The sequence below is a fragment of the Roseovarius litoreus genome, from assembly GCF_900142765.1.
GTDB lineage: Bacteria > Pseudomonadota > Alphaproteobacteria > Rhodobacterales > Rhodobacteraceae > Roseovarius > Roseovarius litoreus.
The window spans coordinates 166,009-192,636 of sequence record NZ_FRCB01000004.1; the positions used below are offsets into that span (position 1 = coordinate 166,009).

Annotated in this window: 24 protein-coding genes and 1 tRNA gene; 16 read left to right on the forward strand and 9 right to left on the reverse strand. The window is 64.6% G+C overall.

Annotation, left to right across the window (positions count from 1 at the left end; all coding sequences use genetic code 11):
* Window positions 1-14: 14 nt before the first annotated feature.
* The 3 genes from F3H35_RS09425 to F3H35_RS09435 form a co-directional block, all read right to left on the reverse strand.
* Window positions 15-617 carry an inner membrane-spanning protein YciB gene (locus tag F3H35_RS09425; RefSeq protein WP_149779367.1) on the reverse strand — a complete coding sequence of 201 codons (603 nt, stop codon included), beginning with the start codon at window positions 615-617 and terminating at the stop codon, window positions 15-17.
* Window positions 618-812: 195 nt separating this feature from the next.
* Window positions 813-2,090, reverse strand: coding sequence for a signal recognition particle-docking protein FtsY (gene ftsY, locus F3H35_RS09430; RefSeq protein WP_149779368.1), 1,278 nt, complete (start codon window positions 2,088-2,090; stop codon window positions 813-815).
* Window positions 2,091-2,159: 69 nt separating this feature from the next.
* Window positions 2,160-3,845, reverse strand: coding sequence for an NAD(P)H-dependent oxidoreductase subunit E (locus tag F3H35_RS09435; protein ID WP_149779369.1), 1,686 nt, complete (start codon window positions 3,843-3,845; stop codon window positions 2,160-2,162).
* A 175-nt stretch (window positions 3,846-4,020) separates the two neighbouring features.
* Here F3H35_RS09435 and F3H35_RS09440 point away from each other — a divergent pair, with 175 nt between their 5' ends.
* Window positions 4,021-4,419 (forward strand): hypothetical protein, encoded by a 399-nt coding sequence (locus tag F3H35_RS09440; RefSeq protein WP_149779370.1) that lies wholly within the window; start codon window positions 4,021-4,023, stop codon window positions 4,417-4,419.
* A gap of 115 nt (window positions 4,420-4,534) precedes the next feature.
* Here F3H35_RS09440 and xseA read toward each other — a convergent pair whose 3' ends face one another.
* Window positions 4,535-6,127, reverse strand: a complete 1,593-nt coding sequence (gene xseA / locus F3H35_RS09445) for an exodeoxyribonuclease VII large subunit (RefSeq protein ID WP_149779371.1) — start codon at window positions 6,125-6,127, stop codon at window positions 4,535-4,537.
* A gap of 73 nt (window positions 6,128-6,200) precedes the next feature.
* Here xseA and purD point away from each other — a divergent pair, with 73 nt between their 5' ends.
* Complete coding sequence (purD, locus tag F3H35_RS09450; protein ID WP_149779372.1) at window positions 6,201-7,466, forward strand: phosphoribosylamine--glycine ligase; 1,266 nt, start codon at window positions 6,201-6,203, stop codon at window positions 7,464-7,466.
* A 39-nt stretch (window positions 7,467-7,505) separates the two neighbouring features.
* Here purD and F3H35_RS09455 read toward each other — a convergent pair whose 3' ends face one another.
* Both F3H35_RS09455 and F3H35_RS09460 read right to left on the reverse strand, forming a co-directional pair.
* Window positions 7,506-8,261, reverse strand: coding sequence for an FG-GAP repeat domain-containing protein (locus F3H35_RS09455; protein ID WP_149779373.1), 756 nt, complete (start codon window positions 8,259-8,261; stop codon window positions 7,506-7,508).
* A 2-nt stretch (window positions 8,262-8,263) separates the two neighbouring features.
* Window positions 8,264-8,587, reverse strand: a complete 324-nt coding sequence (locus tag F3H35_RS09460; protein WP_007814605.1) for a 2Fe-2S iron-sulfur cluster-binding protein — start codon at window positions 8,585-8,587, stop codon at window positions 8,264-8,266.
* Window positions 8,588-8,717: 130 nt separating this feature from the next.
* Between F3H35_RS09460 and F3H35_RS09465 the strand changes: the two genes are divergently transcribed.
* Window positions 8,718-9,101: an OB-fold nucleic acid binding domain-containing protein gene (locus F3H35_RS09465; protein WP_149779374.1), complete on the forward strand. Its 384-nt coding sequence runs from the start codon at window positions 8,718-8,720 to the stop codon at window positions 9,099-9,101.
* 109 nt (window positions 9,102-9,210) lie between these two features.
* The gene (locus F3H35_RS09470) at window positions 9,211-9,732 is read left to right on the forward strand and encodes a peptidoglycan-binding domain-containing protein (protein ID WP_149779375.1); all 522 of its coding nucleotides are present in this window, start codon (window positions 9,211-9,213) and stop codon (window positions 9,730-9,732) included.
* A 53-nt stretch (window positions 9,733-9,785) separates the two neighbouring features.
* Here F3H35_RS09470 and F3H35_RS09475 read toward each other — a convergent pair whose 3' ends face one another.
* Complete coding sequence (locus tag F3H35_RS09475) at window positions 9,786-10,868, reverse strand: Mrp/NBP35 family ATP-binding protein (protein ID WP_149779376.1); 1,083 nt, start codon at window positions 10,866-10,868, stop codon at window positions 9,786-9,788.
* A 238-nt stretch (window positions 10,869-11,106) separates the two neighbouring features.
* Between F3H35_RS09475 and F3H35_RS09480 the strand changes: the two genes are divergently transcribed.
* Both F3H35_RS09480 and F3H35_RS09485 read left to right on the forward strand, forming a co-directional pair.
* On the forward strand, window positions 11,107-11,328 hold the full coding sequence (locus tag F3H35_RS09480; protein WP_149779377.1) for a DUF1127 domain-containing protein: 222 nt from the start codon (window positions 11,107-11,109) through the stop codon (window positions 11,326-11,328).
* Between the two features lie 374 nt (window positions 11,329-11,702).
* Window positions 11,703-13,019, forward strand: a complete 1,317-nt coding sequence (locus tag F3H35_RS09485; protein ID WP_149779378.1) for an ArgE/DapE family deacylase — start codon at window positions 11,703-11,705, stop codon at window positions 13,017-13,019.
* Window positions 13,020-13,121: 102 nt separating this feature from the next.
* On the opposite strand, the gene F3H35_RS09490 is transcribed toward F3H35_RS09485, so the two are convergent.
* Window positions 13,122-15,482 carry an ATP-dependent helicase gene (locus tag F3H35_RS09490; RefSeq protein WP_149779379.1) on the reverse strand — a complete coding sequence of 787 codons (2,361 nt, stop codon included), beginning with the start codon at window positions 15,480-15,482 and terminating at the stop codon, window positions 13,122-13,124.
* 99 nt (window positions 15,483-15,581) lie between these two features.
* Window positions 15,582-16,049, reverse strand: a complete 468-nt coding sequence (locus F3H35_RS09495; RefSeq protein WP_149779380.1) for a hypothetical protein — start codon at window positions 16,047-16,049, stop codon at window positions 15,582-15,584.
* Window positions 16,050-16,200: 151 nt separating this feature from the next.
* Here F3H35_RS09495 and F3H35_RS09500 point away from each other — a divergent pair, with 151 nt between their 5' ends.
* The 10 genes from F3H35_RS09500 to hisH all read left to right on the forward strand — a co-directional run bounded on the left by F3H35_RS09500 (window position 16,201) and on the right by hisH (window position 26,626).
* On the forward strand, window positions 16,201-17,340 hold the full coding sequence (locus tag F3H35_RS09500; protein WP_188129934.1) for an alpha-hydroxy acid oxidase: 1,140 nt from the start codon (window positions 16,201-16,203) through the stop codon (window positions 17,338-17,340).
* A 248-nt stretch (window positions 17,341-17,588) separates the two neighbouring features.
* The gene (locus F3H35_RS09505; RefSeq protein WP_149779382.1) at window positions 17,589-21,029 is read left to right on the forward strand and encodes a pyruvate carboxylase; all 3,441 of its coding nucleotides are present in this window, start codon (window positions 17,589-17,591) and stop codon (window positions 21,027-21,029) included.
* Between the two features lie 40 nt (window positions 21,030-21,069).
* Entirely contained in the window at window positions 21,070-21,867 is a 798-nt protein-coding gene (locus F3H35_RS09510; RefSeq protein ID WP_223228381.1) for a phosphodiesterase, read from the forward strand.
* 101 nt (window positions 21,868-21,968) lie between these two features.
* Entirely contained in the window at window positions 21,969-22,262 is a 294-nt protein-coding gene (locus tag F3H35_RS09515; protein WP_007814642.1) for a ribbon-helix-helix domain-containing protein, read from the forward strand.
* 89 nt (window positions 22,263-22,351) lie between these two features.
* Entirely contained in the window at window positions 22,352-22,747 is a 396-nt protein-coding gene (locus tag F3H35_RS09520; protein ID WP_007814643.1) for a VOC family protein, read from the forward strand.
* Window positions 22,748-22,785: 38 nt separating this feature from the next.
* Window positions 22,786-23,346: a Twin-arginine translocation pathway signal gene (locus F3H35_RS09525; protein WP_149779384.1), complete on the forward strand. Its 561-nt coding sequence runs from the start codon at window positions 22,786-22,788 to the stop codon at window positions 23,344-23,346.
* Between the two features lie 29 nt (window positions 23,347-23,375).
* On the forward strand, window positions 23,376-24,947 hold the full coding sequence (locus F3H35_RS09530) for a GMC family oxidoreductase (protein WP_149779385.1): 1,572 nt from the start codon (window positions 23,376-23,378) through the stop codon (window positions 24,945-24,947).
* Between the two features lie 196 nt (window positions 24,948-25,143).
* Window positions 25,144-25,218, forward strand: a tRNA-Gly gene (locus tag F3H35_RS09535).
* Between the two features lie 176 nt (window positions 25,219-25,394).
* Window positions 25,395-25,982 (forward strand): imidazoleglycerol-phosphate dehydratase HisB, encoded by a 588-nt coding sequence (hisB, locus tag F3H35_RS09540; protein ID WP_149779386.1) that lies wholly within the window; start codon window positions 25,395-25,397, stop codon window positions 25,980-25,982.
* A 5-nt stretch (window positions 25,983-25,987) separates the two neighbouring features.
* On the forward strand, window positions 25,988-26,626 hold the full coding sequence (hisH, locus tag F3H35_RS09545; RefSeq protein ID WP_007814647.1) for an imidazole glycerol phosphate synthase subunit HisH: 639 nt from the start codon (window positions 25,988-25,990) through the stop codon (window positions 26,624-26,626).
* Window positions 26,627-26,628 lie beyond the last annotated feature (2 nt).

The window sequence follows — 26,628 nt, forward strand, 5'->3', positions numbered from 1 at the left end:
GACGGGATACAAACTCAGCTTTCCTCGTCCTGAGTACCATGCTCGCGAAAGAGCTTACCTTGCGCCATGAAGAACACGAAGATCGCCGCCGTGAGGCCGAATGTCTTGAAGTAAACCCATGTCTCTTCGCTCATCAGGCGCCAGACAAGTTCATTCAAGATCGCAAGACCAAAGAAGAACGCCGCCAGACGGCGGGTAAGGATCATCCAACCCTCATGGGTCAGCGGCATCATGCCGTCCATCACATATTGCAGCCATGACTGCCCCCGCAGCAGGCCCGCCCCAAGAACCCCGGCGAAGATCAGATAAATGATCGTAGGCTTCATCTTGAAGAACCGCGGATCGTTGAACCAGACGCTCATGCCGCCGAACACGATGATCAGCACCGCCGTGACCACCTGCATCCGCGACAGATGCCCGGTCAGCCACCAAAGTATCCCCATCGCCAGCAGGAAAACCGGAATGAACCCGGCGGTGACCACGATAAAGCCGTCATATTCGGTGCCGCCAAAGGTAAAAACCCGGTCCTTGAGCATCAGATACGCTGCGAAAAACGCGATGATCGGTCCCAGTTCAAGGCCGGTCTTCACCAACGGATTGATCTTCTGCTCGCTCATATCGGCCTCTCCGGTCACCGTCCAAAGCGTGTCTGCCCTCCCCCTGAGGTCTCGGGCCGAAACGCGTGCATCGATCTGGCGATGCGCTGGTCTTTCACCTATCACAGCCCCCGGTGCAATCAATGGCATACGGGCATGGCACTGTGCCACAGGCATGGGGGCGGGCCTAAGGCAGGCCGCGCTCCCGACCGGGGCTCAGCCGCGCTCAAGCCCGGTCAGGGCCGCTGCGAAATCCTCAGGGTCGAACGGGGCCAGATCGTCGATCTGCTCGCCCACGCCGATGGCATGGATCGGCAGCCCGAACTTGTCGGCCAGCGCCACCAGAACCCCGCCCTTGGCCGTGCCGTCGAGCTTGGTCATCACCAGCCCCGACACATCGGCCAGTTTCTGGAACGTCTCGACCTGGCTCAGCGCGTTCTGGCCCGTGGTGGCATCGAGCACCAGCAGTGTGTTATGCGGCGCACCGGGATCTTTCTTTCGAATGACCCGGACGATCTTGGCCAGTTCTTCCATCAGGTCGGCCCGGTTCTGCAATCGCCCCGCCGTGTCGATCATCAGAAGGTCCGCGCCATCGGCCTGCGCCTTTTCCATCGCGTCGAACGCCAGACTGGCCGGATCAGACCCTTCGGGCGCGGTCAGCACCGGCACACCGGCCCTCTCGCCCCAGATCTGCAACTGCTCCACAGCCGCCGCGCGGAACGTGTCACCGGCAGCGATCACCACGCTCTTGCCCGCCGCCTTGAACTGGCTGGCCAGCTTGCCGATTGTCGTGGTCTTGCCCGATCCGTTCACGCCCACCACCAGCACGACCTGAGGGGTCTTGGGATAGATCGGCATGGGCCGGGCGACCGGCTCCATGATCCGGGTAATTTCCTGCGCCAGCAACTCCTTGATTTCCTGACCGGAAAGTTTGCGCCCCATGCGGCCCTCGGCCATGTTGGCGGTCACGCGCAGCGCCGTATCCACCCCCATATCCGCCGAGATCAACAGCTCTTCGAGCTGCTCGAGCATGTCGTCATCCAGCACGCGCCGCACAACGGTCTTGCCCTCCTTGCGACCCAAAAGACGCCCCAGAAGTCCCGGCTTGGCACTGTCTTGCGCCGGGCTGGTCACATCATCGACGGGGATTTCCTGCGGTGTCGGCGCAGGCGCCGGATCGGGCGCGCGCACCGGCGCTTCGGGCGGGGTTTGGTCGGGCCATTCCAGGGGCGGTTCGGCAGGCGCTTCCGAGGGCGGCTCAGGGATTTCCTCGGGGCTGGGTTCCGGATCGGGCGCTGGTTCCAGCGTTGGTTCCGGCTCAGGCTCGGGAACGGGCTCGCGCCGCGGCTCCGGCTCCGGGCGTGTCTCCGGGCGTGGCTCGGGTGCGGCCAGCACCTCTTCCTCGACGCCATCCTCCATGATCGCATCCAGACCGTCCTCGATTTTCGAGGAGGATTTGAACAGCCGTTCCTTGAGCTTCGTGAAAAACGCCATGCGGCCTCCGATACCGTCTCAATCCTCACCTAATGCGGATCTTCGGGATTTGGAAGATGCAGGCGTCCGTCAGATCTCGTCGGGGAAATGCTTCATCGTCAGTCGAATCGGGTTCGGCGCCGCCTGTCCCAACCCGCAGATCGACGCATCGCCCATCGCCTGACACAGCTCTTCCAGCAGCGGCTGGTCCCACCTGTCGGCCTGCATCAGCTTGACCGCCTTCTCGCAACCAACCCGGCACGGCGTGCACTGCCCGCAGCTTTCATCCTCGAAGAACCGCAGCATGTTCAGCGCCGCCGCCTTGGCGGAATCGCGGTCCGACAGCACCACGACCGCCGCCGACCCGATGAAAGTGCCATGCGGCTGCAGCGTGTCGAAATCCAGCGGAATATCGTTCATCGACGCCGGTAACAGCCCCGAGGACGGCCCGCCCGGCTGATAGGCCTTGAAGCTGTGCCCCTCAAGCATGCCGCCCGCCGCCTCGATGATATCGGTGATCGTCGATCCCGCAGGCAGCAGATGCACACCCGGCTTGTTGACGCGCCCCGACACCGAATAGGACCGCAACCCCTTGCGCCCGTTGCGTTCGACATCCGACAGGATCTCTTTGCCCTCGCGCAGAACGCGCGTGACCCAGTAAAGCGTCTCGACATTGTTCACCAGCGTCGGGCGATCGAAGATGCCCACCTGCGCCACAAAGGGTGGACGATGACGCGGCAGGCCGCGCTTGCCCTCGATCGATTCGATCATCGCGCTTTCTTCACCGCAGATATAGGCCCCGGCCCCCCGGCGCAGATCGATATAGCCAGGTGCCACGACACCGGCAGTTTCCAATGCGGCGATCTCACGGCGCAGGATCTCCAGCACGGCGGGGTATTCGTCGCGCATGTAAATAAAGCAGGTCTCGGCCTCGACGGCCCATGCCGCGATCAGCATTCCCTCAAGGAAAACATGCGGTTGCCGCTCAAGGTAAAAGCGATCCTTAAAGGTGCCCGGCTCGCCCTCATCGCCATTCACCGCCAGATAGCGCGGGCCTTTCTCCGCCCGCACGAAGCCCCATTTGCGCCCCGACGGAAAGCCTGCACCGCCAAGCCCGCGCAAACCGGCATCCAGCAAGTCCTGCTGCACCGTCTCGAAATCGCCGCCCTCGCGCAGCCGCGCCAGCACCTGATAGCCGCCCGCCTTCGCATAGGCATCATAGGTTTCGTACTGCGGCACATGCGCATGGGTATCGTCAGCGGCGATCGCCGCTTCGACCTTTTCGAGGGTGGCGTGATCGATATGGTTATGACCGATCTCCAACACCGGCGCAGTATCGCACCGCCCCATGCAGGGCGCGCGCAGAACCCGCACTTTCGCCGGGTCCAAACCGTCCTCCAGCGCCTTTTTCAACTGCTGTGCGCCCGCCAGTTCGCAACTCAGCGAATCGCACACCCGGATGGTCAGCGCGGGCGGCGGTGTCTCGCCTTCCTTGACCACGTCGAAATGCGCATAGAACGTCGCCACCTCATAGACTTCGGCCTGCGCGATGCGCAACTCTTCGGCCAGTGCCCGCAGATGCGCGGCGGACAGATGACCGAAACGATCCTGAATGAGATGCAGATACTCGATCAGCAGATCTCGGCGGCGCGGCGCGGCGCCAAGCAGGTCCTGCACCTCCTGCCATGGTTGATCCTCGAGCTGGCGGCCCTTCGGCGTGTGACGGCCCTTGCCCTTGCCCGATTTCCAGACGCCCTTGCGTTCATCCAGTGCCATGCGCGTGTTCCCTGTCTGCGTTCCGCCCGACAGATACATATCACCATCCCCCCGCGCGTGACCAAAAGCGACATCTGCACCACCGGAAACGTTGAGCGTGGGTAAAATGCGGCGGTCCCGGACATGTGATCGCTCGCCACTGGTCGCAACAGGCCCCATCTGTCACTATACGGCCATGCGTCGCGTGATGTGGACCCTGTGCCTTTTGCTTTTGGCCCCCGCCCTGCGGGCCGATCCTGCCATGACCGCAGAGGAATTCGACGCCTACACAAGCGGCAAGACCTTCTATTACGGCAATAATGGCGTGCCTTATGGTGCCGAGGAATATCTCGATGACCGCCGCGTGATCTGGTCCTTTCTGGACGGCGAATGTCAGGAAGGCCGCTGGTACGAAGACAACGGGCTGATCTGCTTCGTCTACGACACCAACCCCGACCCGCAATGCTGGAGCTTTCGGCAATCCGTGTCCGGCCTGATCGCGCGATTCGAAAACGACCCGTCCGCCACCGAGCTTTACGAGGTCGAGCAAAGCCGCGACCCGCTGATCTGCCCCGGCCCCGAAATCGGCGTCTGAGCAGGGCATTGTGGCGCCATTCGGGCTTTCAGAAAATCAACCTGCTCCGGGAAGTCATCCACAGCAGTTTATGGCTCGCACAGCAAATACCGACGCAGCAAACCGTTCTCCACAGTCAGAACAGACTACCCTGATCAGGCGGGTCCGAGGGGCGCTTGCCGGGCTTTTTAACCGGCTTTTCGGCAAGCGTCCGGTCCTGTGCGGCCCCGTCATCTGGCGCACCTCCCACCGGCATCCGACCATCTGCAAACTCGATCTCCAGCGCCTGCGCGCCAAGGGCGGCAGCGCGGGTCGTCACCACCTCGCCATCGCCGCGCACCACCGCGTAACCCCGCTGCAAGGTCGCCTTGTAGCCCAGTGTCTCGCGCAGCCGGTCCATCGTGTTGACCCGCTCCCGCCAGCCGCGCAGCTGCCGGTCCCCGGCATCCGACAACCGGCGCGCCACCCGGTCCAGCTGCTCGGACTTGCGCGCGATATCGCGCTCGATGGGCCGCAGGCTCAACCGGTCCAGTCTGCGGTCAAGCGTCTCGCGTTTGCGGTCCACCATGCGTTGCAGCGCCGGGGCCAGCCGTGCCTCCCATGACAGGAACATCTCGCGCCGCGATGACAGCCGCGATTGCAGCGTACCCGGTCGCAGCGCACCCGATGCCTCGAAGAGCCTGACCCTGCGCGCCTGCACCGTGCGCGTGAGCGCCGCAGGCAACCTGTCGGACCATGCATCAAGCCGCTGGCGCGGTGTATCCAGCAGACGCTCGGGCCGTGGTAAGGCCCGCGCAAGATCGCGCAACCGCTGCCCCCGTGCCGTCACCCCCGAGGTCAACGCATGGGTCATCCGCGCCTCTTGCTTGTCCACCCATGCCAACAGGTCCATCCGCACAGGCACCGCCAGTTCCGCTGCCGCCGTGGGCGTCGGGGCACGCTGATCGGCGGCAAAATCGATCAATGTCGTGTCGGTCTCGTGGCCCACCGCCGAAATCAGGGGAATCTCGCTGGCCGCCGCTGCCCGCACCACTGATTCCTCGTTGAAACCCCACAGGTCCTCGATACTGCCCCCACCCCGCGCGACGATCAGCAGATCGGGCCGGGGCAACGCACCGCCCGGGCTGAGCCGGTTGAAGCCTTGAATCGCGCGGGTCACCTCGGGCGCGCATTTCTCGCCCTGCACCGCCACCGGCCAGATCAGCACCTTGCGCGGAAACCGGTCGCGCAGTCGATGCAGGATATCGCGGATCACCGCGCCGGATGGCGAGGTCACAACCCCGATCACCTCGGGCAGATACGGCAGAGGCCGCTTGCGCTCGGGCGCAAAGAGCCCCTCGGCAGCCAGCTGCGTCTTGCGCTTTTCCAACATCGCCATCAGCGCGCCCATGCCCGCCGGCTTGATATCCTCGATCACGATCTGATAGCGCGATTGCCCGGGGAACGTGGTCAAACGGCCCGTGGCCACCACCTCCATCCCCTCTTCAGGCTGCACCGAAAGGCGGCTGGCCACCCCTTTCCAGATCACCCCCGCCAATACGGAGCGGTCATCCTTGAGGTCCAGATACACATGCCCCGAGCGTGGTCGGCTCACGCGGCCCACCTCGCCCTTGACGCGAATATGGGCGAATTCGCCCTCGATCACCCGTTTCACAGCCCCCGAAATCTCGGAAACCGAGAATTCCGGGGCGTTTTCGCCCTCCATGGGGTCGTCGATCAGGTCGGACATGCGTGCGCCTTGTGTCTGCTCTCGCACCACCTTAGAACGCCCATGATCCAAGGCCAAGCAGGAGAGCGGCGCCATGAACATCCTGATCCTCGGCGGGGGCGGCCGCGAGCACAGCATCGCGTGGGCGGTCATGCAGAACCCCAAATGCGACAAGCTGATCGTGGCCCCCGGCAATGCCGGCATCGCCCAGATCGCCGAATGCGCCAGCCTCGATATCCTGAACGGCGCGGCGGTGGTGAATTTCTGCGACGAAAACGCCATCGACTTCGTGATCGTCGGCCCCGAGGCGCCCTTGGCCGCTGGCGTCAGCGACCGTTTGCGCGATGCGGGCCTGTTGGTTTTCGGCCCCTCGCAAGCCGCAGCCCAGCTTGAAGCCTCCAAGCACTTCACCAAGTCGATCTGCGACGCGGCGGGCGCCCCCACCGCAGCCTATGGCCATTTCACCGACGCGGCCTCTGCGCGCGCTTACGTGACGGCACAGGGCGCGCCCATCGTGGTCAAGGCCGACGGGCTGGCCGCCGGCAAGGGCGTGATCGTCGCTGAAACCGAAGCACAGGCGATGGCCGCGATCGACGACATGTTCGGCGGAGAATTCGGCGACGCAGGCGCCGAAGTGGTGATCGAAGAATTCATGACAGGCGAAGAAGCCAGCTTCTTCGTGCTCTGCGACGGTGAGAATGCCCTGCCCATCGGCACGGCACAGGATCACAAGCGCGTCGGCGACGGTGATACCGGCCCCAATACCGGCGGCATGGGCGCCTATTCCCCGGCCCCCGTCCTGACCGATGCGGTGGCCGATCTGGCGATGGAGCGTATCATACGCCCCACCTTGCGCGAAATGGCCCGGCGCGGCACGCCCTATCAGGGCGTGCTCTATGCCGGCCTGATGATCCAGAACGGCCAGCCCCGGCTGGTGGAATACAATGTGCGCTTCGGTGACCCGGAATGTCAGGTGCTGATGATGCGCCTTGGCGCACAGGCGCTCGATCTTATGCAAGCCGCCGCCGAAGGGCGTCTGGCCGAGGCTCAGGTCAACTGGGCCACAGATCACGCGCTCACGGTGGTGATGGCCGCCAAGGGCTATCCCGGATCTTATGAAAAAGGCAGTGCAATCAACGGGCTGGACGACACTACAGAAGACAGCTTCCACATGGTCTTTCACGCGGGAACCGCAATGGCCGATGGACGGATCGTGGCCTCGGGCGGACGGGTGCTGAACGTCACCGCGCGCGGCGCCTCCCTGCAACAGGCCCGCGACCGCGCCTATATGATGGTCGACCGGATCGACTGGCCCGAAGGCTTCTGCCGCCGCGATATCGGCTGGCGCGCTCTGTCCTAATAACGGACGCCGCTCAGGGCCTCTGACCTCGGTCGGCCCTCAGCGGCAGGCCATCGCCCGATCGAACCCCGCCGCATCGGCCCTTGTCCCCAAGGACCGTGCCACCAACTGGCGCCCCTCGAACGCCACCGACAGCACGCGCTGAAACCCGGCATCCGCCACCACGATTTCCGGCCCCTGCCCGCAATCGCGCAAACCGCCCCAGATCACCTCGTCGCCGATGCGGTGATTGGTGACGCCGCTCAGACGCGCGATCTCGGTCAGACCGCCCGGCGCCCAACTCCAGACCCGCAGCGTCTTGCCCAGATGCGGCGTCTCGACATAGGCGATGTCGATCACCCCATCGCCGTTGAGATCGGCAATCGCCGCTGGGGCAAGCCAGCGAAACCTTGTGCCGATATGCGGCGTGGCGGCGGCCTTGACCAGCCGCCCTTGCCGCAGGCTGTAGACCGCAAGCTGCGCGCCAAGGCGCGGATCGGCCTCGACCAGAACCACATCCAGCCGCCCGTCTCCATCCGCATCCACGACGCGTGGCGCGATATCCTCGAACACATGATCCGGCTCCGGCCCCTCGCGCAGATCGAGCCGGATCTCCCGGCCCTGCGCATCGCGCACCGCCAGAACCCGGCGCTCGGGAATCGCGCCCATGATCCGGTGCGGATAGCTGTCGTCGGGCACCTCGAACCGGGCCGCGTTGATGCCCTGGCCTTCTGACGAGACCCAAGGCTCCTCAGCGTGCAGCGCCCCGGCAAGACAGGCGGCGGCACATGCGATCCATGCCCCCGCCCGCCGCATTGTCAGATCTGCTTTTCGGGCATCTGGACCACAAGCCCGTCAAGGGCATCCGTGACCTTGAGCTGGCAGGTCAGCCGCGAGCGTGCCGGATCGGGCTGATAGGCGAAATCCAGCATGTCCTCTTCCATGTCGTCCTTGGCGGGCAGCTTCTCGACCCAAGCCGGATCGACATAGACATGGCAGGTCGAACAGGCGCAGGCACCGCCGCAATCGGCCTCGATGCCGGGAATGTTGTTGTCGCGCGCACCTTCCATCACGGTCAGGCCGTTGGCCACTTCGACCACGTGCTCGGTCCCGTTATGCTCGATATAAGTGATCTTCGCCATGAACTCTTGCTCTCCCTTGACGTGACGGACGTTCCGTTTCCTAGCCAAGCCATCTAGGTCAGACCAGCCCCATTTGCGACCCCTGTCAAAAAGAGTTGCGACAAAATCCATATGTTCTATCTTTGTTCTCATGCAGGTCTTCTCTTCGCCTTCGGCATCCCCCGCCACCGCCCGTGCGACATGGCCCCGCCCTCCGGCCTGCCTTGTCGCCGCCCGTCTGTCCGAACCGCCCGAAGGCGCGCGTGTCGCGGTGGCCGGGCTGGTGATCCTGCGTCAGCGACCCGGCACCGCCAAGGGGGTGATCTTTCTCACGCTCGAGGATGAAACCGGCGTGGTCAATGTCGTGGTCTGGCGAACGCTCTACGAACAGTTCCGCCGCGCGGTGATCTCGGGGCGGCTCTTGCGGGTCACCGGCCGGGTGCAGCGCCAATCCGGCGTGGTGCATGTGGTGGCCGAAAAGATCGAGGATATCTCACCCCTGCTCGACCGCCTGCTGGACCCGTCCCTGCGCTGATCTTGCCACTCCGGGCCGATCGCGGCACAGCCCCCTGCAAAACTGTGTTTCAGCTTTGCGGCGAAAGGCGATACACTCCGTGCAAAACAACGCCCCCGAGGCCCGAGCAATGACAGTCCGTTCTTTTGCGTTTCTTCTGGCCGCCGGTTTTGTGGCCGGATGTCAGACCACCGCCGCCCTGCGCGAACCCGACATCGTCCAAACCTTGCAAGAGGCGCCCCCCGGCGCCCCGCCCGGCACCTGCTGGGGCAAGCAGGTCACCCCCGCAATCGTCGAAACGGTCACCGAACAGGTCATGCTGCAACCCGCCGAGATCAGGGCCGACGGCACCGTCACCCAGCCCGCGATCTTCAAGACCGAAACCCGGCAGGCCATTCTGCGCGAACGCAAGGCGACATGGTTCCAGACCCCCTGCGCCACCGAGCAGACACCGGATTTCATCGCCTCGCTGCAACGCGCGCTCAAGGTTCGCAACCTCTATCGCGGCCCGATCACCGGCGAGATGGACGCCCGCACCCGCGCCGCCATCCGCGCCTATCAGAAACCCGAAGGTCTGGATTCAGGTATCCTGTCCCTCGCCGCGGCGCGCAAACTGGGTCTGGTGGCCGTGGCCCCCCCTGACGAAAGCTGACACGCGCGCCCCGCGCTCAGGCCCCAGCCTCAGGCCCAGATTCAGGCCCAGACTCAGGCCATCCCCCCCTGCACCAGCCGCTCCGCCAGCCGGGCATAGGCCTCGGCCATCGGCCCATCGCCTGCCGCCACGGGAACCCCCGCATCGCCCGCCAGCCGCGTCTCGAGGTCGATGGGCAGCGCCGCCAACAGCGGCAGGCCCAGCTTCTCGGCCTCGGCTCCCACACCCCCATGGCCGAAGATATGCGCCTCATGTCCGCATTCCGGGCAATGGAAGCTCGACATGTTCTCGATCAGCCCGAGGATCGGCGTCTTGAGCGTCCGGAACATATCCATCGCCTTGCGCGCATCGATCAGCGCCACATCCTGCGGCGTCGATACCACCAGCGCGCCGGTCGGCGCCGCGCGCTGGCACAGCGTGAGCTGCACATCCCCGGTGCCGGGCGGCAGATCGACGATCAGCACATCCAACTCGCCCCATTGCACCTGCGACATCATCTGCTGCAGCGCCCCCATCAGCATCGGACCGCGCCAGATCACCGCCTTGTCCGCCTCCAGCATCAAGCCGATCGACATCATGGTGACGCCATGTGCGTGCAACGGCTCGATCATCTTGCCATCCGGGCTGGCCGGGCGCTGGCTCACTCCCATCATGCGCGGCTGGCTCGGCCCGTGAATATCGGCATCCAGCAGCCCCACGCGCCGCCCCTGCCGGGCCAGCGCCACCGCCAGGTTGGACGAAACCGTGGATTTGCCCACGCCCCCCTTGCCCGACGCGACCGCGAGGATCGAACGCACCTGCGCCGGCCGCACCGACTCCTGCCCGCCCTTGGGATGCCCGCCGATCTTCAGACTGGGCGCCGGGCCACCGCCGGGCGCCTTGGCTTCTCCCGCATGGGCCGTCAGCGCGACACTGGCCCGCGCGATCCCCGGCACCGACAGGGCGGCGCGCTCGGCCGCGGCGCGCAAGGGCTCCATCTGACGGGCGATATCCGGCGTCGGCGCCTCGATCACGAATCGCACCTGATCCCCCTCGACGGTCAGCGCCCGCACCATGTCGCGCGACACGATATTGCCACCATCCGGCAACTCCAACCGCTCGAGCTGCCTCAGAATGATGTCCCGCGTATTCGCCATGCCCATACTCCCGTCTTCATGATGCAATAGGTGGCAGATTCCCAACCACAGACAAGGGCGCCTCCACATAACGCCCAAAAAATGAACCTGACGCCCAAAGTTAGGTCAATACAGCTTATGCATTTGCTGCATAGCAGCATTGAGCCAATGGGGGATTGTGCACGCGCAGCATCGACGTATTTTGGTATCAACACAGACACGCACCGACCGGTGCACATGATGATAACGGAAACCTGAAATGACGTTCGCCAACTACACACGCGCCGCTGAAACCGGACTGGGCCTCGAACTGGCCTCGGCCCTGCATCACATGATGCAGCGTTTCGCGGATTACCGCGTGTATCGCAAGACCCTGAACGAGCTGCGCGCACTCGACAACCGCACGCTGGCCGATCTGGGCATTGCACGCTGCGGCATCCGTGCCGAAGCACTGCGCGCCGTTTACGGCATGCGCGACTGAGAATTCGAGTTCAGGGGCCTCTCTCCTCCTCCCTGAGGCCCCTGTCAATGGCGGCGCCCCCCTCCTCCTCCCTGGGGCGCCGCCTTTAAGACCCGGATCCGAACGGATCCAGACGATTGCGAAAGGTCCTCTCCTCCTCCCTGGACCGATTGCGACACCAGCGAGACGCCCTCTCCTCCTCCCTGGGCTGATCGCGACCCTTACGAACGGCCCTCTCCTCCTCCCTGGGCCAATCGTGACAATGAAACGGCGGCGCCTCTCCTCCTCCCTGGCGTCGCCGTTTTCTTTTTCTCGCCTCAGGTAATTGCTCTCGACGGGTTGACGCCTCGTCCCGCGCCTGCTGCACTCCCTTCACAGTCGAAGAAAGGGACAGCATGACACCAGACAGCCAGGATCCCGGCCTGCGCCGTGCGATCATCGACGCCGTGGCCGATGGCTTCGAGCGCCAGGTGCACTTTCTGACCGAGTTCACCCGCATCCCCAGCCTGCGCGGCCAGGAGGACTCCGCCCTCGATTTCATGGCAGGCGCCCTGCGCGCACGCGGCTGGTCGGTGGATGACTGGACCGCCCCCCTCGAAAGCCTCCGGCACGAGCCGGGCTTTTGCGACTGCGCGGGCGAAGTGCGCTCGGTCCGCTCTGTCGTCGGCACGCTCTCTTCCGGCACGGGGGCCGGTCGCTCGCTGATCCTGCAAGGCCATCTCGACGTGGTGCCCGAAGGCCCCCACGCCATGTGGCACTCGCCTCCCTTCGCCCCCGAGATCCGCGACGGCTGGATGTATGGCCGCGGCGCGGGCGACATGAAGGCCGGCAAGGTCGCGGCCCTCTTCGCCGTCGACGCGCTGCGCCGTGCGGGCGTCACACCCTCGGGGCGGCTGCATTACCAATCCGTGGTCGAGGAAGAAAGCTCAGGGCTAGGCGCCCTCGCGACGCTCGCGCGCGGCTACCGCGCCGATTGCGCCTTCATCCCCGAACCGACCGGCCTCGGCCTCGTGCGCGCTCAGGTCGGCGCGATCTGGTTCCGCCTCAAGGTGCGTGGCCGCCCCGCGCATGTGGCGTATGCCAGCACCGGCGCCAGCGCCATCACCGCCACCATGCACCTGATCACCGCCCTGCAGCGGATGGAAGCGCGCTGGAACGACGCGGCCCGCGACCACCCCCAGTATCGCGATGTCCCGCACCCGCTCAATTTCAATGCCGGCAAGATCGCCGGTGGCGACTGGACCTCGAGCCTGCCCGCCTGGTGCGACGTGGACTGCCGCATGGGGCTTTTGCCAGGCGATGACGTCGCCGCGCGCCGCGCCGAGATCACCCGCACGATCGAGACCGCCGCGGCCGAGCACCCTTTCCTGCGCGACAATCCCCCCAAAATCCTGTGGACGGGCTTCATGGCCGATGGCTACACCCTCAACGATGCCGACGCGCCCGAAGCCTGCCTTGCGCGCGCGCATCACACGGCCACCGGGCAGGACCGCCCCGAGGATCAATCCTGGACCGCCCTCACCGACACGCGTTTCTACGGGCTCTATCACGGCATTCCGAGCCTGTGTTACGGCCCGCTGGCCGACAGCATCCATGGCTTCGACGAACGGGTCGATCTTGCCTCGGTCCAGCGCTGCACCGAGGTGATCGCGCTTTTCATCGCCGATTGGTGTGGCCTCGACAGCCTGCCCGGCACCCCCGGCAAAGCCTGACCGCCCGCGCGTTTCTTCTGGCTGAAAATATCCCGGGGGAGACGGTCAAATCCCCTTGGATTTGACCGGCGGGGGCAGAGCCCCCAAACCCTTGCCCCGCTCTCAGAAGGGCACGTCGTCCGGACCGGTCACGAAACGGGCCACGACCTTTTTCGTCCCCGCCTTCTCGAAGGCGATCTCCAGCTTGTCGCCCTCGATGGCGATGATCGCGCCATAGCCGAATTTCTGATGAAACACCCGATCGCCGACCGTATGCGCGCTGATTGCCTGCGCATCGATCACGCTGGAGCGCTGTTCGCGCGGCTGGCTCACGGGCCGCTCGCCCGCGCGCGCCTGAAGCCGCCGCCAGCCCGGCGAGTTATAAACATTCGCCTCCGCCGCCGCCTGCTCGAGCCCCGATTGGACCGCCGGCCCGGCACTCGCGGCAGCCGCGCCGTAAGCCCCGCCATAAAGCCCCGGCGGCGTCAGCACATCGACATGCGCCTGCGGCAATTCATCGATGAAGCGCGACGGCATCTGGCTTTGCCATTGCCCATAGACCCGGCGGTTTCCGGCAAAGGAAATCGTGCAGATCTCCTCGGCCCGGGTAATCCCCACATAGGCCAGCCTGCGCTCTTCCTCGACCCCCTTCTGCCCGCTTTCATCCATCGAGCGTTGTGACGGAAACAGCCCATCCTCCCAACCCGGCAGGAACACCACCGGGAATTCCAGCCCCTTGGCCGCATGCAGCGTCATGATCGACACTTTCTCGCCCTGCTCTTCGGACTCGTTGTCCATGATCAGGCTGACATGCTCCAGGAAGCCACCAAGATTCTCGAACTGCTCCAGCGCCTTGACCAATTCCTTGAGGTTCTCCAGACGCCCCGGCGCCTCGGGCGTCTTGTCGGCCTGCCACATGCCCGTATAGCCGCTTTCATCAAGGATGATCTCGGCCAGGTCCACATGGCTCAGATCCGCGTCATGGGTCATCCGGCCCCAACGGGCCAGCCCGTCCAGCAGCGTGGCCAGTTCGGTGGCCCCCTTGCCGGTCAGCCCCTTCTCGCGCAAGAGGATCGCCGCCCCCTCGACCAGCGGCACACCATGCTGGCGCGCGGTCACCTGGATCTTCTGTTGTGCCTTGTCCCCCAAGCCCCGCTTGGGCGTGTTGACGATCCGCTCGAAGGCCAGATCATCGGCGGGGCTGATCACCAGCCGGAAATAGGCCATCGCGTCGCGGATCTCCATCCGCTCGTAGAATCGCGGCCCGCCGATCACCCGGTAAGGCAGCCCGATGGTCAGGAACCGGTCCTCGAAAGCGCGCATCTGGTGCGACGCCCGCACGAGGATCGCCATGTCATCCAGCGAAAAGGGCCGCATCCCGCGCGTGCCGCGCTGCATCGCCTCGATCTCTTCGCCGATCCAGCGCGCCTCTTCCTCACCGTCCCAATGCCCGATCAGGCGGACTTTCTCGCCCGCCTCGGCCTCGGTCCACAATTCCTTGCCCAACCGCCCCTTGTTGGCCGCGATCACGCCGCCCGCCGCCGCCAGGATATGCGGGGTCGAGCGGTAATTCTGCTCCAGCCGGATCACCTTGGCGCCCGGAAAATCCTTCTCGAACCGCAGGATATTGCCCACCTCGGCACCGCGCCAGCCATAGATCGACTGATCATCGTCGCCCACGCAGCAGATGTTGCGATGCGCCCCCGCCAACAGGCGCAGCCAGAGATACTGCGCCACGTTGGTATCCTGATACTCGTCCACCAGGATAAAGCGGAAGCGGCGCTGATACTGCGCCAGCACATCCTCATGCGTCTGGAAGATCGTCACCACATGCAGCAGCAGATCGCCGAAATCCACCGCGTTCAGATCGCGCAGACGCGCCTGATACTGCATGTAAAGCGCCACCCCCTTGCCGTCGAAGGCGCCCGCCTCGGCGGCCGGCACCTTGTCGGGCGTCCAGGCGCGGTTCTTCCAATTGTCGATCACCCCCGCCAGATGCCGCGCCGGCCACCGTTTGTCGTCGATATTCGCGGCCTGAATCAACTGCTTGAGCAGCCGGATCTGATCGTCGGTATCGAGAATGGTGAAGTTGGATTTCAGCCCCACCAGCTCCTGATGGCGCCGCAGGATCTTGACGCAGATCGAATGGAACGTGCCCAGCCACGGCATCCCCTCCACCGCCTCGCCCAGCATCCGTCCCACCCGCGATTTCATCTCGCGCGCGGCCTTGTTGGTGAAGGTGACCGCAAGGATCTCGCCCGGGCGCGCGCTGCCGGTGTTCAGCAGATGCACGATCCGCGTGGTCAGCGCCTTGGTTTTGCCCGTGCCCGCCCCCGCCAGCATCAGAACAGGCCCCTCAAGCGCCTGCACCGCGGCGCGTTGCTCGGGGTTGAGATCGTCGAGATACGGCATCGGCCGCGCCGCCATGGCGCGAGCGGCTAGCGATGCGCCCTCGAACGCGTCGGATTCGTCGAAACTGCTCATGGCGGCCAAGATAGCGCGGCCTAAAGATGAGTTAAAGAGAATGTTCAGGGAATGTTCCCGGCTTTTTGCGCATCACGCCGCCACAGCGCCCGCGACCGCTCAGGAGCCTGTCTCTTCATCGCCGCGCAACGCCTCGAGATTGCACAGCGATTGCGCAGGCCCCGCCCCCGGAAGGTCATCGCGCCCTTCGCCGGCATTGCCCTGCCGCATCGCGCGGGTCTGCGCCCAACGCACGATGAAATCCTCGCTGCAGGTGGCATAGACGACGCCTGCCGCCTTCGTGACATGGCGCATTTCATACTCGAACCGGCCCTCGTGCCCGTCGCGATCGATCAGGATCACCGCAGGGGCCTTGCCGGTCAGATGGGCAAAGAACAGCGCCTGATGCACGCTGTCGCGCGACGCGCTTTTGCCATCCAGCCCGATCTCGATCACATGACGGTCCGTCTCGCAATCCACCCGCACATAGCGGCTCATGCCGTTGACGTCGAAATACTTGCGGGTCTCCTGCTCGGATCCGGCCAGAAACGCACATAAGAGCGCCGCAAGTTCCACTTCACCCGCCATTCCGGCCCCTTTGGTTAACGAAGATTAACAAAAGGTTAACAGATACCGGGTCGCGCGGCAAACGCCCTTGGAAGGCATGGTAAACCCCTGCCTTTCTTCTCCCGATCAATCCCTCTGGACAATGCGATGTAAACGCTTACATTCGCGCGCCATGGATCACCACGCCCAATACCCCGCCCTCTCCGATCTGCGTGCCCGCGCGCGCGTCCGCATCCCCCGTTTCGTCTGGGAATATCTCGACAGCGGCACCGGCGCCGAAGCCACCAAGGCCCGCAACCGCACCAAGCTCGACGAGGTGATCCTCATGCCCTCGATCCTGCATGGCGAGGTGAAGCCCGACCTGTCGGTCGAGCTGATGGGGCGCACATTGCCCCTGCCCTTCGGCATCGCACCCGTGGGCATGTCGGGGATGATCTGGCCCGGCGCCGAGGCGATGCTTGCCCGGGCCGCCGCACGTGCAGGCATCCCCTATTGCCTGTCCACCGTCGCCACCCAGACGCCTGCGGACCTGTCCCGTGATCTGGGCGAGGATGCGTGGTTCCAGATGTATCCGCCCCGCGATCCCGACATTCGGACCGACATGCTGCAAAAGGCCCGTGACGCCGGGTTCGGCACGCTGATTCTCACCGTCGATGTCCCCGTTCCCAGCCGCCGTGAACGGCAGGTGCGCTCCGGGCTGACCACGCCTCCCAAACTCACGCCGCGCCTGATGGCGCAGGTGGCGCGCTGCCCGGCATGGGCGCTCGGCATCGCACAGCGCGGCATGCCCCGGATGAAGCTGATCGACGAATATGCAGGCCAGACCAAGGGCTTGCCCTCGAACAAGCACGCAGGCTACCTGCTGCGCACCGCGCCTGACTGGGACTATCTGCGCTGGCTGCGTGACGCCTGGAGCGGCCCGATGGTCGTCAAGGGCGTGCTCGACGCCGAAGATGCCGGCGCCCTTGAAGCCGCAGGCGTCGATGCGGTCTGGATCTCGAACCACGCAGGCCGGCAATTCGATGCCGCCCCCGCCACGATCGAACGCCTGCCCGCGATCCGCGCCGCCACCCGGCTGCCGGTGATCATCGACGGCGGCTTCGAAGGCGGTCTGGATATCCTGCGCGCGATCGCCCTCGGCGCCGATCATGTCATGTTCGGCCGGGCCTGGCATTATGCACTGGGCGCTCTGGGTGCCGACGGCCCCGCCCATCTGGTCGAGATTCTCAAACTCGATCTTGAGGCTAACATGGGTCAGTTGGGCCTGACCACGCTGACCGAGGTGCGCAACCGGGTAGTCTCGCATGGCTGACCGCGCCACCCGCTTTCATGCCTTCACAAAGCAAGCCATTGCTTTGAAATGATTTTCCAAAGGTTTCGACCGGACAGGCCCACTGCCCGATCGGGCAGAAAATCTCGCCAACGGGTGGAAGCCCCCGTTGTGCCATTGCGTAAACTTTGCGCAAATTCTAAAAGTTGCCGTCATAGCGCTGCAGCGCAGCAACCCGCGTCGGTGCGTTGTGCCGGCCACGAACCATATCAGCAGGGGGATCCGGGCCCGTGAGCGAATTCAAGAAAATCCTTATCGCGAACCGCGGCGAAATCGCCATCCGCATCATGCGCGCCGCCAACGAGCTTGGAAAGCGCACCGTCGCCGTCTTCGCCGAAGAGGACAAGCTGGGCCTGCACCGCTTCAAGGCTGATGAAGCTTACCGCATCGGCGAAGGTCTCGGCCCCGTCGCGGCCTATCTCTCGATCGACGAGATCATCCGCGTCGCCCTCGAATCCGGCGCCGACGCGATCCATCCCGGCTATGGCCTGCTCTCGGAAAACCCCGATTTCGTGGATGCCTGCGTCAAGAACGGCATCACCTTCATCGGCCCCAAGGCCGACACCATGCGCGCGCTCGGCGACAAGGCCAGCGCCCGGCGCGTCGCCATCGAGGCCGGCGTGCCCGTCATCCCCGCCACCGAAGTGCTGGGCGAGGACATGGACGCCATCCGCCACGAGGCCGCCGAAATCGGGTATCCCCTGATGCTCAAGGCGTCCTGGGGCGGCGGCGGGCGTGGCATGCGCCCGATCAACGGCCCCGACGAGCTGGCCGAGAAGGTGCTCGAAGGCCGCCGCGAGGCCGAAGCCGCCTTCGGCAACGGCGAGGGCTATCTCGAAAAGATGATCCTGCGCGCCCGCCACGTCGAGGTTCAGATCCTCGGCGACAAGCATGGCCAGATGTATCACCTCTTCGAGCGTGACTGCTCGGTGCAGCGCCGCAACCAGAAGGTCGTCGAGCGCGCCCCCGCCCCCTATCTCACCGACCTGCAACGCGCCGAAATCTGCGAGCTGGGCTACAAGATCTGCAAGCACGTCAATTACGAATGCGCCGGCACGGTCGAGTTCCTGATGGATATGGACACCAGCCAGTTCTACTTCATCGAAGTGAACCCCCGCGTGCAGGTCGAACACACCGTCACCGAAGAAGTGACCGGCATCGACATCGTCCAGGCCCAGATCCGCATCGCCGAAGGCAAGACCATCCAGGAAGCCACCGGCAAACCCGATCAGGACAGCATCACGCTCAACGGTCACGCCCTGCAGACCCGGATCACCACCGAAGACCCGCAAAACAACTTCATCCCCGATTATGGCCGCCTGACCGCTTACCGCGCGGCCACCGGCATGGGCATCCGCCTCGATGGCGGCACCGCCTATGCGGGCGGGGTCATCACCCGGTTTTACGACTCGCTTCTGGTGAAGGTCACCGCCCATGCCCAGACGCCTCAGGCTGCGATCGCCCGGATGGACCGCGCCCTGCGCGAATTCCGCATTCGCGGCGTCTCCACCAACATCGCCTTCGTCGAGAACCTGCTCAAGCACCCCACGTTCCTGAACAACGAATACACCACCAAGTTCATCGACGAGACGCCCGATCTTTTCAAATTCTCCAAGCGGCGCGACCGCGGCACCAAGGTGCTGACCTACATCGCCGACATCACCGTCAACGGCCACCCCGAGACGGCAGGCCGCCCCGAACCCTCGGCCGACATCAAGGCGCCGCGCCCGCCGCGCCTGATCGGCACGCCGCCCCCCGGCACCCGCACCCTGCTCGAGGACAAGGGCCCCAAGGCCGTCGCGGACTGGATGCTGGCGCAAAAGCAGCTTCTGTTGACCGACACCACCATGCGCGACGGGCACCAGTCGCTTCTGGCCACGCGGATGCGCTCGATCGACATGATCAAGGTGGCCCCGACCTATGCCGCCAATCTCCCGCAGCTGTTCTCGGTCGAATGCTGGGGCGGCGCCACCTTCGACGTGGCCTACCGCTTCCTGCAGGAATGCCCGTGGCAGCGCCTGCGAGAGTTGCGCGCGGCTATGCCCAACCTGCTGACCCAGATGCTGCTGCGCGCCTCGAACGGGGTGGGCTACACCAACTATCCCGACAACGTGGTGCAGGAATTCGTGCGTCAGGCGGCGGAAACCGGCATCGACGTGTTCCGCGTCTTCGACAGCCTGAACTGGGTCGAAAACATGCGCGTCGCGATGGATGCGGTGATCGACAGCGGCAAGATCTGCGAAGGCACGATCTGCTATACCGGCGATATCCTCGATCCGGACCGCGCCAAGTATGACCTGAAATACTATGTCTCCATGGCCAAGGAGCTGCAGGCCGCAGGCGCGCATGTGCTGGGCCTCAAGGACATGGCGGGCTTGCTGAAACCCGCCGCCGCGCGCGTGTTGGTCCGCGCCCTCAAGGACGAGCTGGACATCCCGGTGCATTTCCACACCCACGACACCAGCGGCATCGCGGGCGGCACGATCCTTGCCGCCGCCGATGCGGGCGTCGATGCGGTGGATGCGGCGATGGACGCCTTCTCGGGCGGCACCTCGCAGCCCTGTCTGGGTTCGATCGTCGAGGCGCTGATGCATACTGACCGCGACACCGGCATCGACATCGAACGCATCCGCGAAATCTCGAACTATTGGGAGCATGTCCGCGCCCAGTATGTGGCCTTCGAATCAGGCCTTCAGGCGCCCGCCTCCGAGGTTTATCTGCACGAAATGCCCGGTGGCCAGTTCACCAATCTCAAGGCGCAGGCCCGCTCCATGGGCCTCGAGGACAAATGGCCCGAAGTCGCCCGCACCTATGCCGAGGTGAACCAGATGTTCGGCGATATCGTCAAGGTCACGCCCTCGTCCAAGGTGGTGGGCGACATGGCGCTGATGATGGTCAGTCAGGGCCTCACCCGCGCGGATGTCGAGGATCCGGATCGCGACGTGGCCTTCCCGGATTCGGTCATCGACATGATGCGCGGCAATCTGGGCCAGCCCCCCGGCGGCTTTCCTCCCGCCATCCTTCTGAAGGTGCTCAAGGACGAAAAGCCCAACACCGAACGCCCCGGCGCGCATCTCGATCCCGTCGATCTCGAAGCGACGCGCAAGGAACTCGTCGATCTGCTCGAAGGCAAGCAGGTGGATAACGAGGATCTCAACGGCTACCTGATGTATCCCAAGGTGTTTCTGGATTACATGGGCCGCCACCGCATCTATGGCCCGGTGCGCACCCTGCCCACCCGGACATTCTTCTACGGGATGCAGCCCGGCGAAGAGATCTCGGCCGAAATCGACCCCGGCAAGATCCTCGAGATCCGCCTTCAGACCGTCGGCGAAACCGGCGAGGATGGCGAGGTCAAGGTGTTCTTCGAACTCAACGGCCAGCCGCGTGTGATCCGCGTACCCGACCGCAAGGCCAAGGCCTCGACCGCCGCGCGCCCCAAGGCCGAACAGGGCAATGCCAACCATGTCGGCGCGCCGATGCCCGGCGTGGTCGCCAGCGTCACGGCCAGCGTCGGCCAGAAGGTCAAGAAGGGCGACATGCTGCTGACCATCGAAGCGATGAAGATGGAAACCGGCATTCACGCCGAACATGACGCCACCGTGAAAGCCGTGCATGTGCAACCCGGCGGCCAGATCGACGCCAAGGATCTGTTGATCGAGCTGGAATAAGCCCGCTCAGGGCGTCGAAAAGGGTATCAGTTTGCACAAAGTGCTCGTGTTCACCGATCTGCACATCCTGCCCGAGGGGGAAACCCTCATCGGGCTGGATCCCGCTGCGCGTTTTTCCCAGGCCCTTGCGCATGCGCTGGACAACCATGGCGACGCCGCGCGGATCGTCATCACCGGCGATCTGACCCATAACGGCGCGCCTGCCGAATATGCCCGCCTGCGCACGCTTCTGTCGCGCTGCCCGATCCCGGTCAGCCTCATGCTCGGCAATCACGACCGCCGCGCCGCCTTTTCGGCGGCCTTCCCCTCGATGCCCCGGACATCCTCGGGCCATTACCAGCAGATGCACGACCTCAAGGGCCATCGCCTGATCCTTCTGGACACCCTCGACGAAGACGCGCCCGACCGGCACAGCGGCTGGCTCAGCCCCGGTCGCATGCGGTGGCTGGACAATGCACTTCTGGGGGCGGGCGACCGTCTGATCACCGTGTTTACCCATCACCCGCCCATAGATTGCGGCTTTCCCGCCATGGACAGGATCGGCCTGCGCAACCGCGACGCGCTGACCGACAGGCTCCGCGCGCATGGCCGCACCGCCCATATCATCAGCGGCCATATCCACCGCTCGATCAGCGGCAACGCCGGCGGCCTGCCGGTGACGATCTTCAAAAGCCCCTGCCATCAGGCGCCGATGATGCTGACGGGCAATGATGTCCACCTGTCCATCGACGAGCCGGGCGCCTATGGCATCCTGCTGCTCACGCCCTCGGGCGTGATCGTCCACAGTCAGGATGTCGGCCTGCCCGCGACGCGGCCCCAAAGCTACGCCCCCCGCTAGGCCCCCCTCCGGGCAGGTGCCACACCCGGGCTGTCAAATCCGAAAAAAGTGGTATGCTTTAGGTCGGCGGCCCGTTTGCCGTCCAAGGGAGGACAAGAAAGATGTGCAGAATCTTCGCGGGGCAAGACCCCGAACGCTACGAACTTGAAACCCGCCGGATGCGTCTGAACGGCCAGAGCACCAGCATCCGGCTTGAAAAATCCTTCTGGGCCATTCTCGATGAAATCGCCGAGGGCGAAGGCCTTTCGACACCCGCTTTCGTCTCCAAGCTGCATGGCGAAGTGCTCGAACTGAAGGGCGAGCCGAAGAATTTCACCGCCCTTCTGCGCTGCACCTGCCTTGTGCACCGCGAACGCGATCTGCCCGCACCGGGCGCCCGGATCGCCGCCGAATAACCATTCTCGCGGTGTAGTAACCGCTTACTACCCGCGCCATCCCCCGCTTTGGCAAACTTTCCGGACCAATTAACGATCCGGAGGATTTCATGGCCAAAGCCATCCACAGCATGATCCGCGTTCTCGACGAGTCGCGATCGGTTGATTTTTACCGCCGCGCCTTTGGGCTCGAAATCGCCGACAGGCTCGATTTCAGCGACTTTACCCTCGTTTACCTCAGCAATGACGAGACCCCGTTCGAGGTCGAGCTGACCGTGAACAAGGGCCGCACCGAGCCTTATGACCTTGGCGATGGCTATGGACATCTGGCCGTGCTCGTCGAGGATCTCGAGGCCGAGCACGCCCGTTTCGAGGCCGAAGGCCTCGCCCCCCGCAAGATCGTCGAATTCGCCCCCGATGGGGAGTTGGTGGGCAAATTCTTCTTCGTCGCGGACCCTGACGGATACCAGATCGAAGTGCTTCAGCGCGGCGGTCGCTTCAAATAACCGCCGATACGACCAGAGCTCTAGGGAGGAGACAAGACATGACACCAAACAGCCAGCAATCGCGCCAGCCAAAGGGCCAGCCGACCGGCCCCAAACACGGCCTGACGCGACGCCAGCTTCTGTCGCGCGGCATGGCCGCCGGCGCCACTTTCGTCGTCGGCGCGGGCTTCGTTGCCAGCACCGATGCCGCATGGGCGATGGAAACCGCGAACCTGCAACCAAAGACCATGGCCACGCTCATCCAGATGGCGCGCGACATCTACCCGCATGACCATGTGGGCGACGCCTATTACGCCCGCGCGGTCAAAGGCTACGACACCCCCGAAGGCGCCCCCGACATCGAGGCCGGCATCGCAGCACTCGATGCCGCGGCCCAGGGCAAGGGCTTTGCCGATTACCTCTCGGTGGGCTGGGAACGCGACCGCGTCGATATCCTGCGCGGCATGGAGGAAAGCGCGTTCTTCCAGCAGATCCGCGGCGGTCTGGTGACCGGCCTCTACAATCAGAAAGAGGTCTGGCCGCTTTTCGGCTACGAGGGCGAGTCCTTCTCGCAAGGCGGTTACATCGACCGCGGTTTCGACGACATCGACTGGCTCTGAGCCATAGCAGTTAGGGAGGAGAACAGACTATGGCTGCACCTTTTGATCTCAACGACAGCGGCGTGATCGTCGTGATCGGTACCGGCGCCGGCGGCGGCGTCCTGGCAAATGAACTGGCGCAACGCGGCGTGTCCGTCGTGGCGCTCGAAGCAGGCGGGCGCTACCTGCCCGAAGACTACATCAACGACGAATGGGAAAGCTTCGGCCAATTGGCCTGGCTCGATCCCCGCACCACCAGCGGCGACTGGCGCGTGGCGCGCGATTTCTCGGGCCTGCCCGCCTGGATCGTCAAGGCTGTGGGCGGCACCACGACCCATTGGGCCGGCGCCTCGCTGCGCTTTCAGGACCATGAATGGAAGGCCAAAACGACCTATGGCGACGTTCAGGGCGCCAACCTGCTCGACTGGCCGATCGACGCCGAGGAAATGGCGCCGTGGTATGACCTAGCCGAAAAGAAGCTCGGCGTGACGCGCACCAACGGTATCGCGGGCCTGCCCGGCAACAACAACTACAAGGTGTTCGAGGCCGGCGCCAAGGCGCTTGGTTACACCGAAGTCAGCACCGGGCGCATGGCGATCAACTCGTCCGACTATGACGGGCGGCTGGCCTGTCAGCAGACCGGTTTCTGCTTTCAGGGCTGCAAATGGGGCGCCAAATGGTCCTCGGCCTATACCGACATCCCGCGCGGCGAAGCGACCGGCAATCTCGAAGTGCGCGAGAAAGCCCATGTGCTGCGGATCGAACACGGGGCCGACGGCAAGGTCAACGGCGTGGTCTATGCCGATGCCGACGGGGTCGAGCACAAGCAGATGGCCCGTGCCGTCTGCGTGGCGGGCAACTCGTTCGAAAGCCCCCGGATGCTGCTCAACTCGGCCACGTCGATGTATCCCGACGGGCTGGCCAACAGCTCGGGTCAGGTGGGGCGCAACTACATGCGCCACATGACAGGCTCGGTCTATGCCACCTTCGACAAGCCCGTCCGCATGTGGCGCGGCACCACCATGGCCGGCATCATCCAGGACGAGGCGCGCCACGATCCCTCGCGCGGCTTCGTCGGCGGCTACGAGCTGGAAACCCTGGCTCTCGGCCTGCCCTTCATGGCCGCCTTCCTTGATCCCGGAAGCTGGGGGCGTGAATTCACCACCGCGCTTGATTCCTATGAAAACATGGCCGGAATGTGGATCGTGGGCGAGGACATGCCGCAGGAAACCAACCGCGTCACCCTCAATCACGACGTCAAGGACCAGTTCGGGATGCCCGTGGCCAACGTGCATTTCGATGATCACCCCAATGACATCGCGATGCGCAACCACGCCTACAAGCAGGGCATCGCCGTCTACGAGGCCGTCGGCGCCACGCGCACCTTCCCGACACCGCCCTACCCCTCGACGCATAACCTCGGCACCAACCGGATGTCCGAGAACCCGCGCGACGGGGTGGTGAACAAATGGGGCCGCACCCACGACATCGAAAACCTCTTTGTCTCGGACGGCTCGCAATTCACCACCGGGGCGGCGGAAAACCCGACGCTCACCATCGTCGCGCTGGCCATCCGGCAGGCCGACCACATCGCAGGTGAGCTCTCGCGCGGCAATCTGTAACGATCGGACCACCCGTTCAGCCCCCCGGCGCAGCTCCCTTGCGCCGGGGGGTTTTCATGCGATCCCCCGCTTGAAAACCTGCAAGCCGGCACCCCCGCCATGGCCTTCGGATCATCGTGGAATTTTTTCGCCGGGATCGGAAATTTGGGCTTGCAGCCCGCGCCAAGAGTTTATATCTCACGCCTCACCCAAGGACGCGGGTGTAGCTCAGGGGTAGAGCGTTACCTTGCCAAGGTAAATGTCGTGAGTTCGAATCTCATCACCCGCTCCAATTCTTCCACCGACCGGAACTGAAAGAATTGCCCTTCGGGGCAGATGCGCCCTTGGCCCCGGTCCCGGCCTGTCCTTCCTCCGACACAGCGCATGCGCCATCCGCCCACGCCCCCTTGGCGCGGCCATCCCCGCCCCCTATAAGGGCGCCGAAGACATTCGTGAGGACCAACGCCCATGCGCAGTGCGACGATCACCCGCAAGACGGCCGAAACCGATATCAGCGTCGAGATCACCCTCGACGGCACCGGTCGCTATGACAACCGGTCCGGCGTGGCCTTCTTCGACCACATGCTCGACCAGCTGGCCCGCCACTCGTTGATCGACATGACCATCCGCTGCGAGGGCGACACCCATATCGACGATCATCACAGCGTCGAGGATGTGGGCATAGCACTCGGTCAGGCGCTGTCGCACGCGCTCGGCGACAAGCGCGGCATCCGCCGCTATGGCGACTGCCTGCTGCCGATGGATGACGCTCTGGTGCGCGCCGCCCTCGATCTGTCGGGCCGGCCCTATCTTGTCTGGAACGTCGATCTGCCCACCCAGAAGATCGGCGCCTTCGATTGCGAACTGGTGCGCGAGTTTTTCCAGGCATTCAGCACACATGGCGGCATCACCCTGCATGTCGACGCGCTGCACGGGCTCAACAGCCACCACATCGCCGAGGCCGCCTTCAAGGCCGTGGCCCGCGCCTTGCGTCAGGCGGTCGAGACCGACCCCCGCAAATCCGACGCCGTGCCCTCGACCAAAGGGACACTGTAAGCGGCATGACCACGGTCATCATCGACTACGAATCCGGCAACCTGCACTCCGCCCAGAAAGCGTTTCAGCGCATGGCGCTTGAAACCGGCGCGGGCGAGGTGCTGGTCACCAGCGATCCCGACACCGTGCGCCGCGCCACGCGCATCGTGCTGCCCGGCGACGGGGCCTTTCCCGCCTGCCGCGACCAGCTCTACGATCATCGTGGCCTCTTCGAGGCGATCGAAGAGGCGGTGATCGCGCAGGGCCGCCCCTTCATGGGCATTTGCATCGGGATGCAGATGATGGCGACGCGCGGCCTTGAATACCGCGAGACCTCCGGTTTCGACTGGATCGGCGGCACGGTAGACCGGATCGCGCCCTCGGATGCCTCGCTCAAGGTGCCGCATATGGGCTGGAACGATCTGGTGATCGACCATGACCACCCGGTGTTCTCCGGCATCTCGACCGGCGATCACGCCTATTTCGTGCATTCCTACCACTTCCGCGTGGCCGATCCCGCGCATCTTCTGGCGCATGTCGATTATGCCGGGCCTATCACGGCGGTCGTGGGCCGCGACAACATCGTCGGCACGCAGTTCCACCCCGAAAAAAGCCAGTCCACCGGCTTGCGGATGATCTCGAACTTCCTGACCTGGGCGCCCTGACG

Excerpts from the sequence above, each read along its gene's own strand:
- F3H35_RS09515 (WP_007814642.1), top strand. The coding sequence starts at position 21,969 with ATGTGCAGAATCTTCGCGGGGCAAGACCCCGAACGCTACGAACTTGAA.
- hisH (WP_007814647.1), top strand. The coding sequence starts at position 25,988 with ATGACCACGGTCATCATCGACTACGAATCCGGCAACCTGCACTCCGCC.
- F3H35_RS09425 (WP_149779367.1), bottom strand. The coding sequence starts at position 617 with ATGAGCGAGCAGAAGATCAATCCGTTGGTGAAGACCGGCCTTGAACTG.
- F3H35_RS09455 (WP_149779373.1), bottom strand. The coding sequence starts at position 8,261 with ATGCGGCGGGCGGGGGCATGGATCGCATGTGCCGCCGCCTGTCTTGCC.
- F3H35_RS09475 (WP_149779376.1), bottom strand. The coding sequence starts at position 10,868 with ATGGCGAATACGCGGGACATCATTCTGAGGCAGCTCGAGCGGTTGGAG.
- hisB (WP_149779386.1), top strand. The coding sequence starts at position 25,395 with ATGCGCAGTGCGACGATCACCCGCAAGACGGCCGAAACCGATATCAGC.
- F3H35_RS09525 (WP_149779384.1), top strand. The coding sequence starts at position 22,786 with ATGACACCAAACAGCCAGCAATCGCGCCAGCCAAAGGGCCAGCCGACC.
- F3H35_RS09530 (WP_149779385.1), top strand. The coding sequence starts at position 23,376 with ATGGCTGCACCTTTTGATCTCAACGACAGCGGCGTGATCGTCGTGATC.
- ftsY (WP_149779368.1), bottom strand. The coding sequence starts at position 2,090 with ATGGCGTTTTTCACGAAGCTCAAGGAACGGCTGTTCAAATCCTCCTCG.
- F3H35_RS09490 (WP_149779379.1), bottom strand. The coding sequence starts at position 15,482 with ATGAGCAGTTTCGACGAATCCGACGCGTTCGAGGGCGCATCGCTAGCC.
- F3H35_RS09495 (WP_149779380.1), bottom strand. The coding sequence starts at position 16,049 with ATGGCGGGTGAAGTGGAACTTGCGGCGCTCTTATGTGCGTTTCTGGCC.
- F3H35_RS09435 (WP_149779369.1), bottom strand. The coding sequence starts at position 3,845 with ATGGCACTGGATGAACGCAAGGGCGTCTGGAAATCGGGCAAGGGCAAG.
- F3H35_RS09465 (WP_149779374.1), top strand. The coding sequence starts at position 8,718 with ATGCAGGTCTTCTCTTCGCCTTCGGCATCCCCCGCCACCGCCCGTGCG.
- F3H35_RS09470 (WP_149779375.1), top strand. The coding sequence starts at position 9,211 with ATGACAGTCCGTTCTTTTGCGTTTCTTCTGGCCGCCGGTTTTGTGGCC.
- F3H35_RS09460 (WP_007814605.1), bottom strand. The coding sequence starts at position 8,587 with ATGGCGAAGATCACTTATATCGAGCATAACGGGACCGAGCACGTGGTC.
- F3H35_RS09440 (WP_149779370.1), top strand. The coding sequence starts at position 4,021 with ATGCGTCGCGTGATGTGGACCCTGTGCCTTTTGCTTTTGGCCCCCGCC.
- F3H35_RS09480 (WP_149779377.1), top strand. The coding sequence starts at position 11,107 with ATGACGTTCGCCAACTACACACGCGCCGCTGAAACCGGACTGGGCCTC.
- xseA (WP_149779371.1), bottom strand. The coding sequence starts at position 6,127 with ATGTCCGACCTGATCGACGACCCCATGGAGGGCGAAAACGCCCCGGAA.
- F3H35_RS09500 (WP_188129934.1), top strand. The coding sequence starts at position 16,201 with ATGGATCACCACGCCCAATACCCCGCCCTCTCCGATCTGCGTGCCCGC.
- F3H35_RS09485 (WP_149779378.1), top strand. The coding sequence starts at position 11,703 with ATGACACCAGACAGCCAGGATCCCGGCCTGCGCCGTGCGATCATCGAC.
- purD (WP_149779372.1), top strand. The coding sequence starts at position 6,201 with ATGAACATCCTGATCCTCGGCGGGGGCGGCCGCGAGCACAGCATCGCG.
- F3H35_RS09520 (WP_007814643.1), top strand. The coding sequence starts at position 22,352 with ATGGCCAAAGCCATCCACAGCATGATCCGCGTTCTCGACGAGTCGCGA.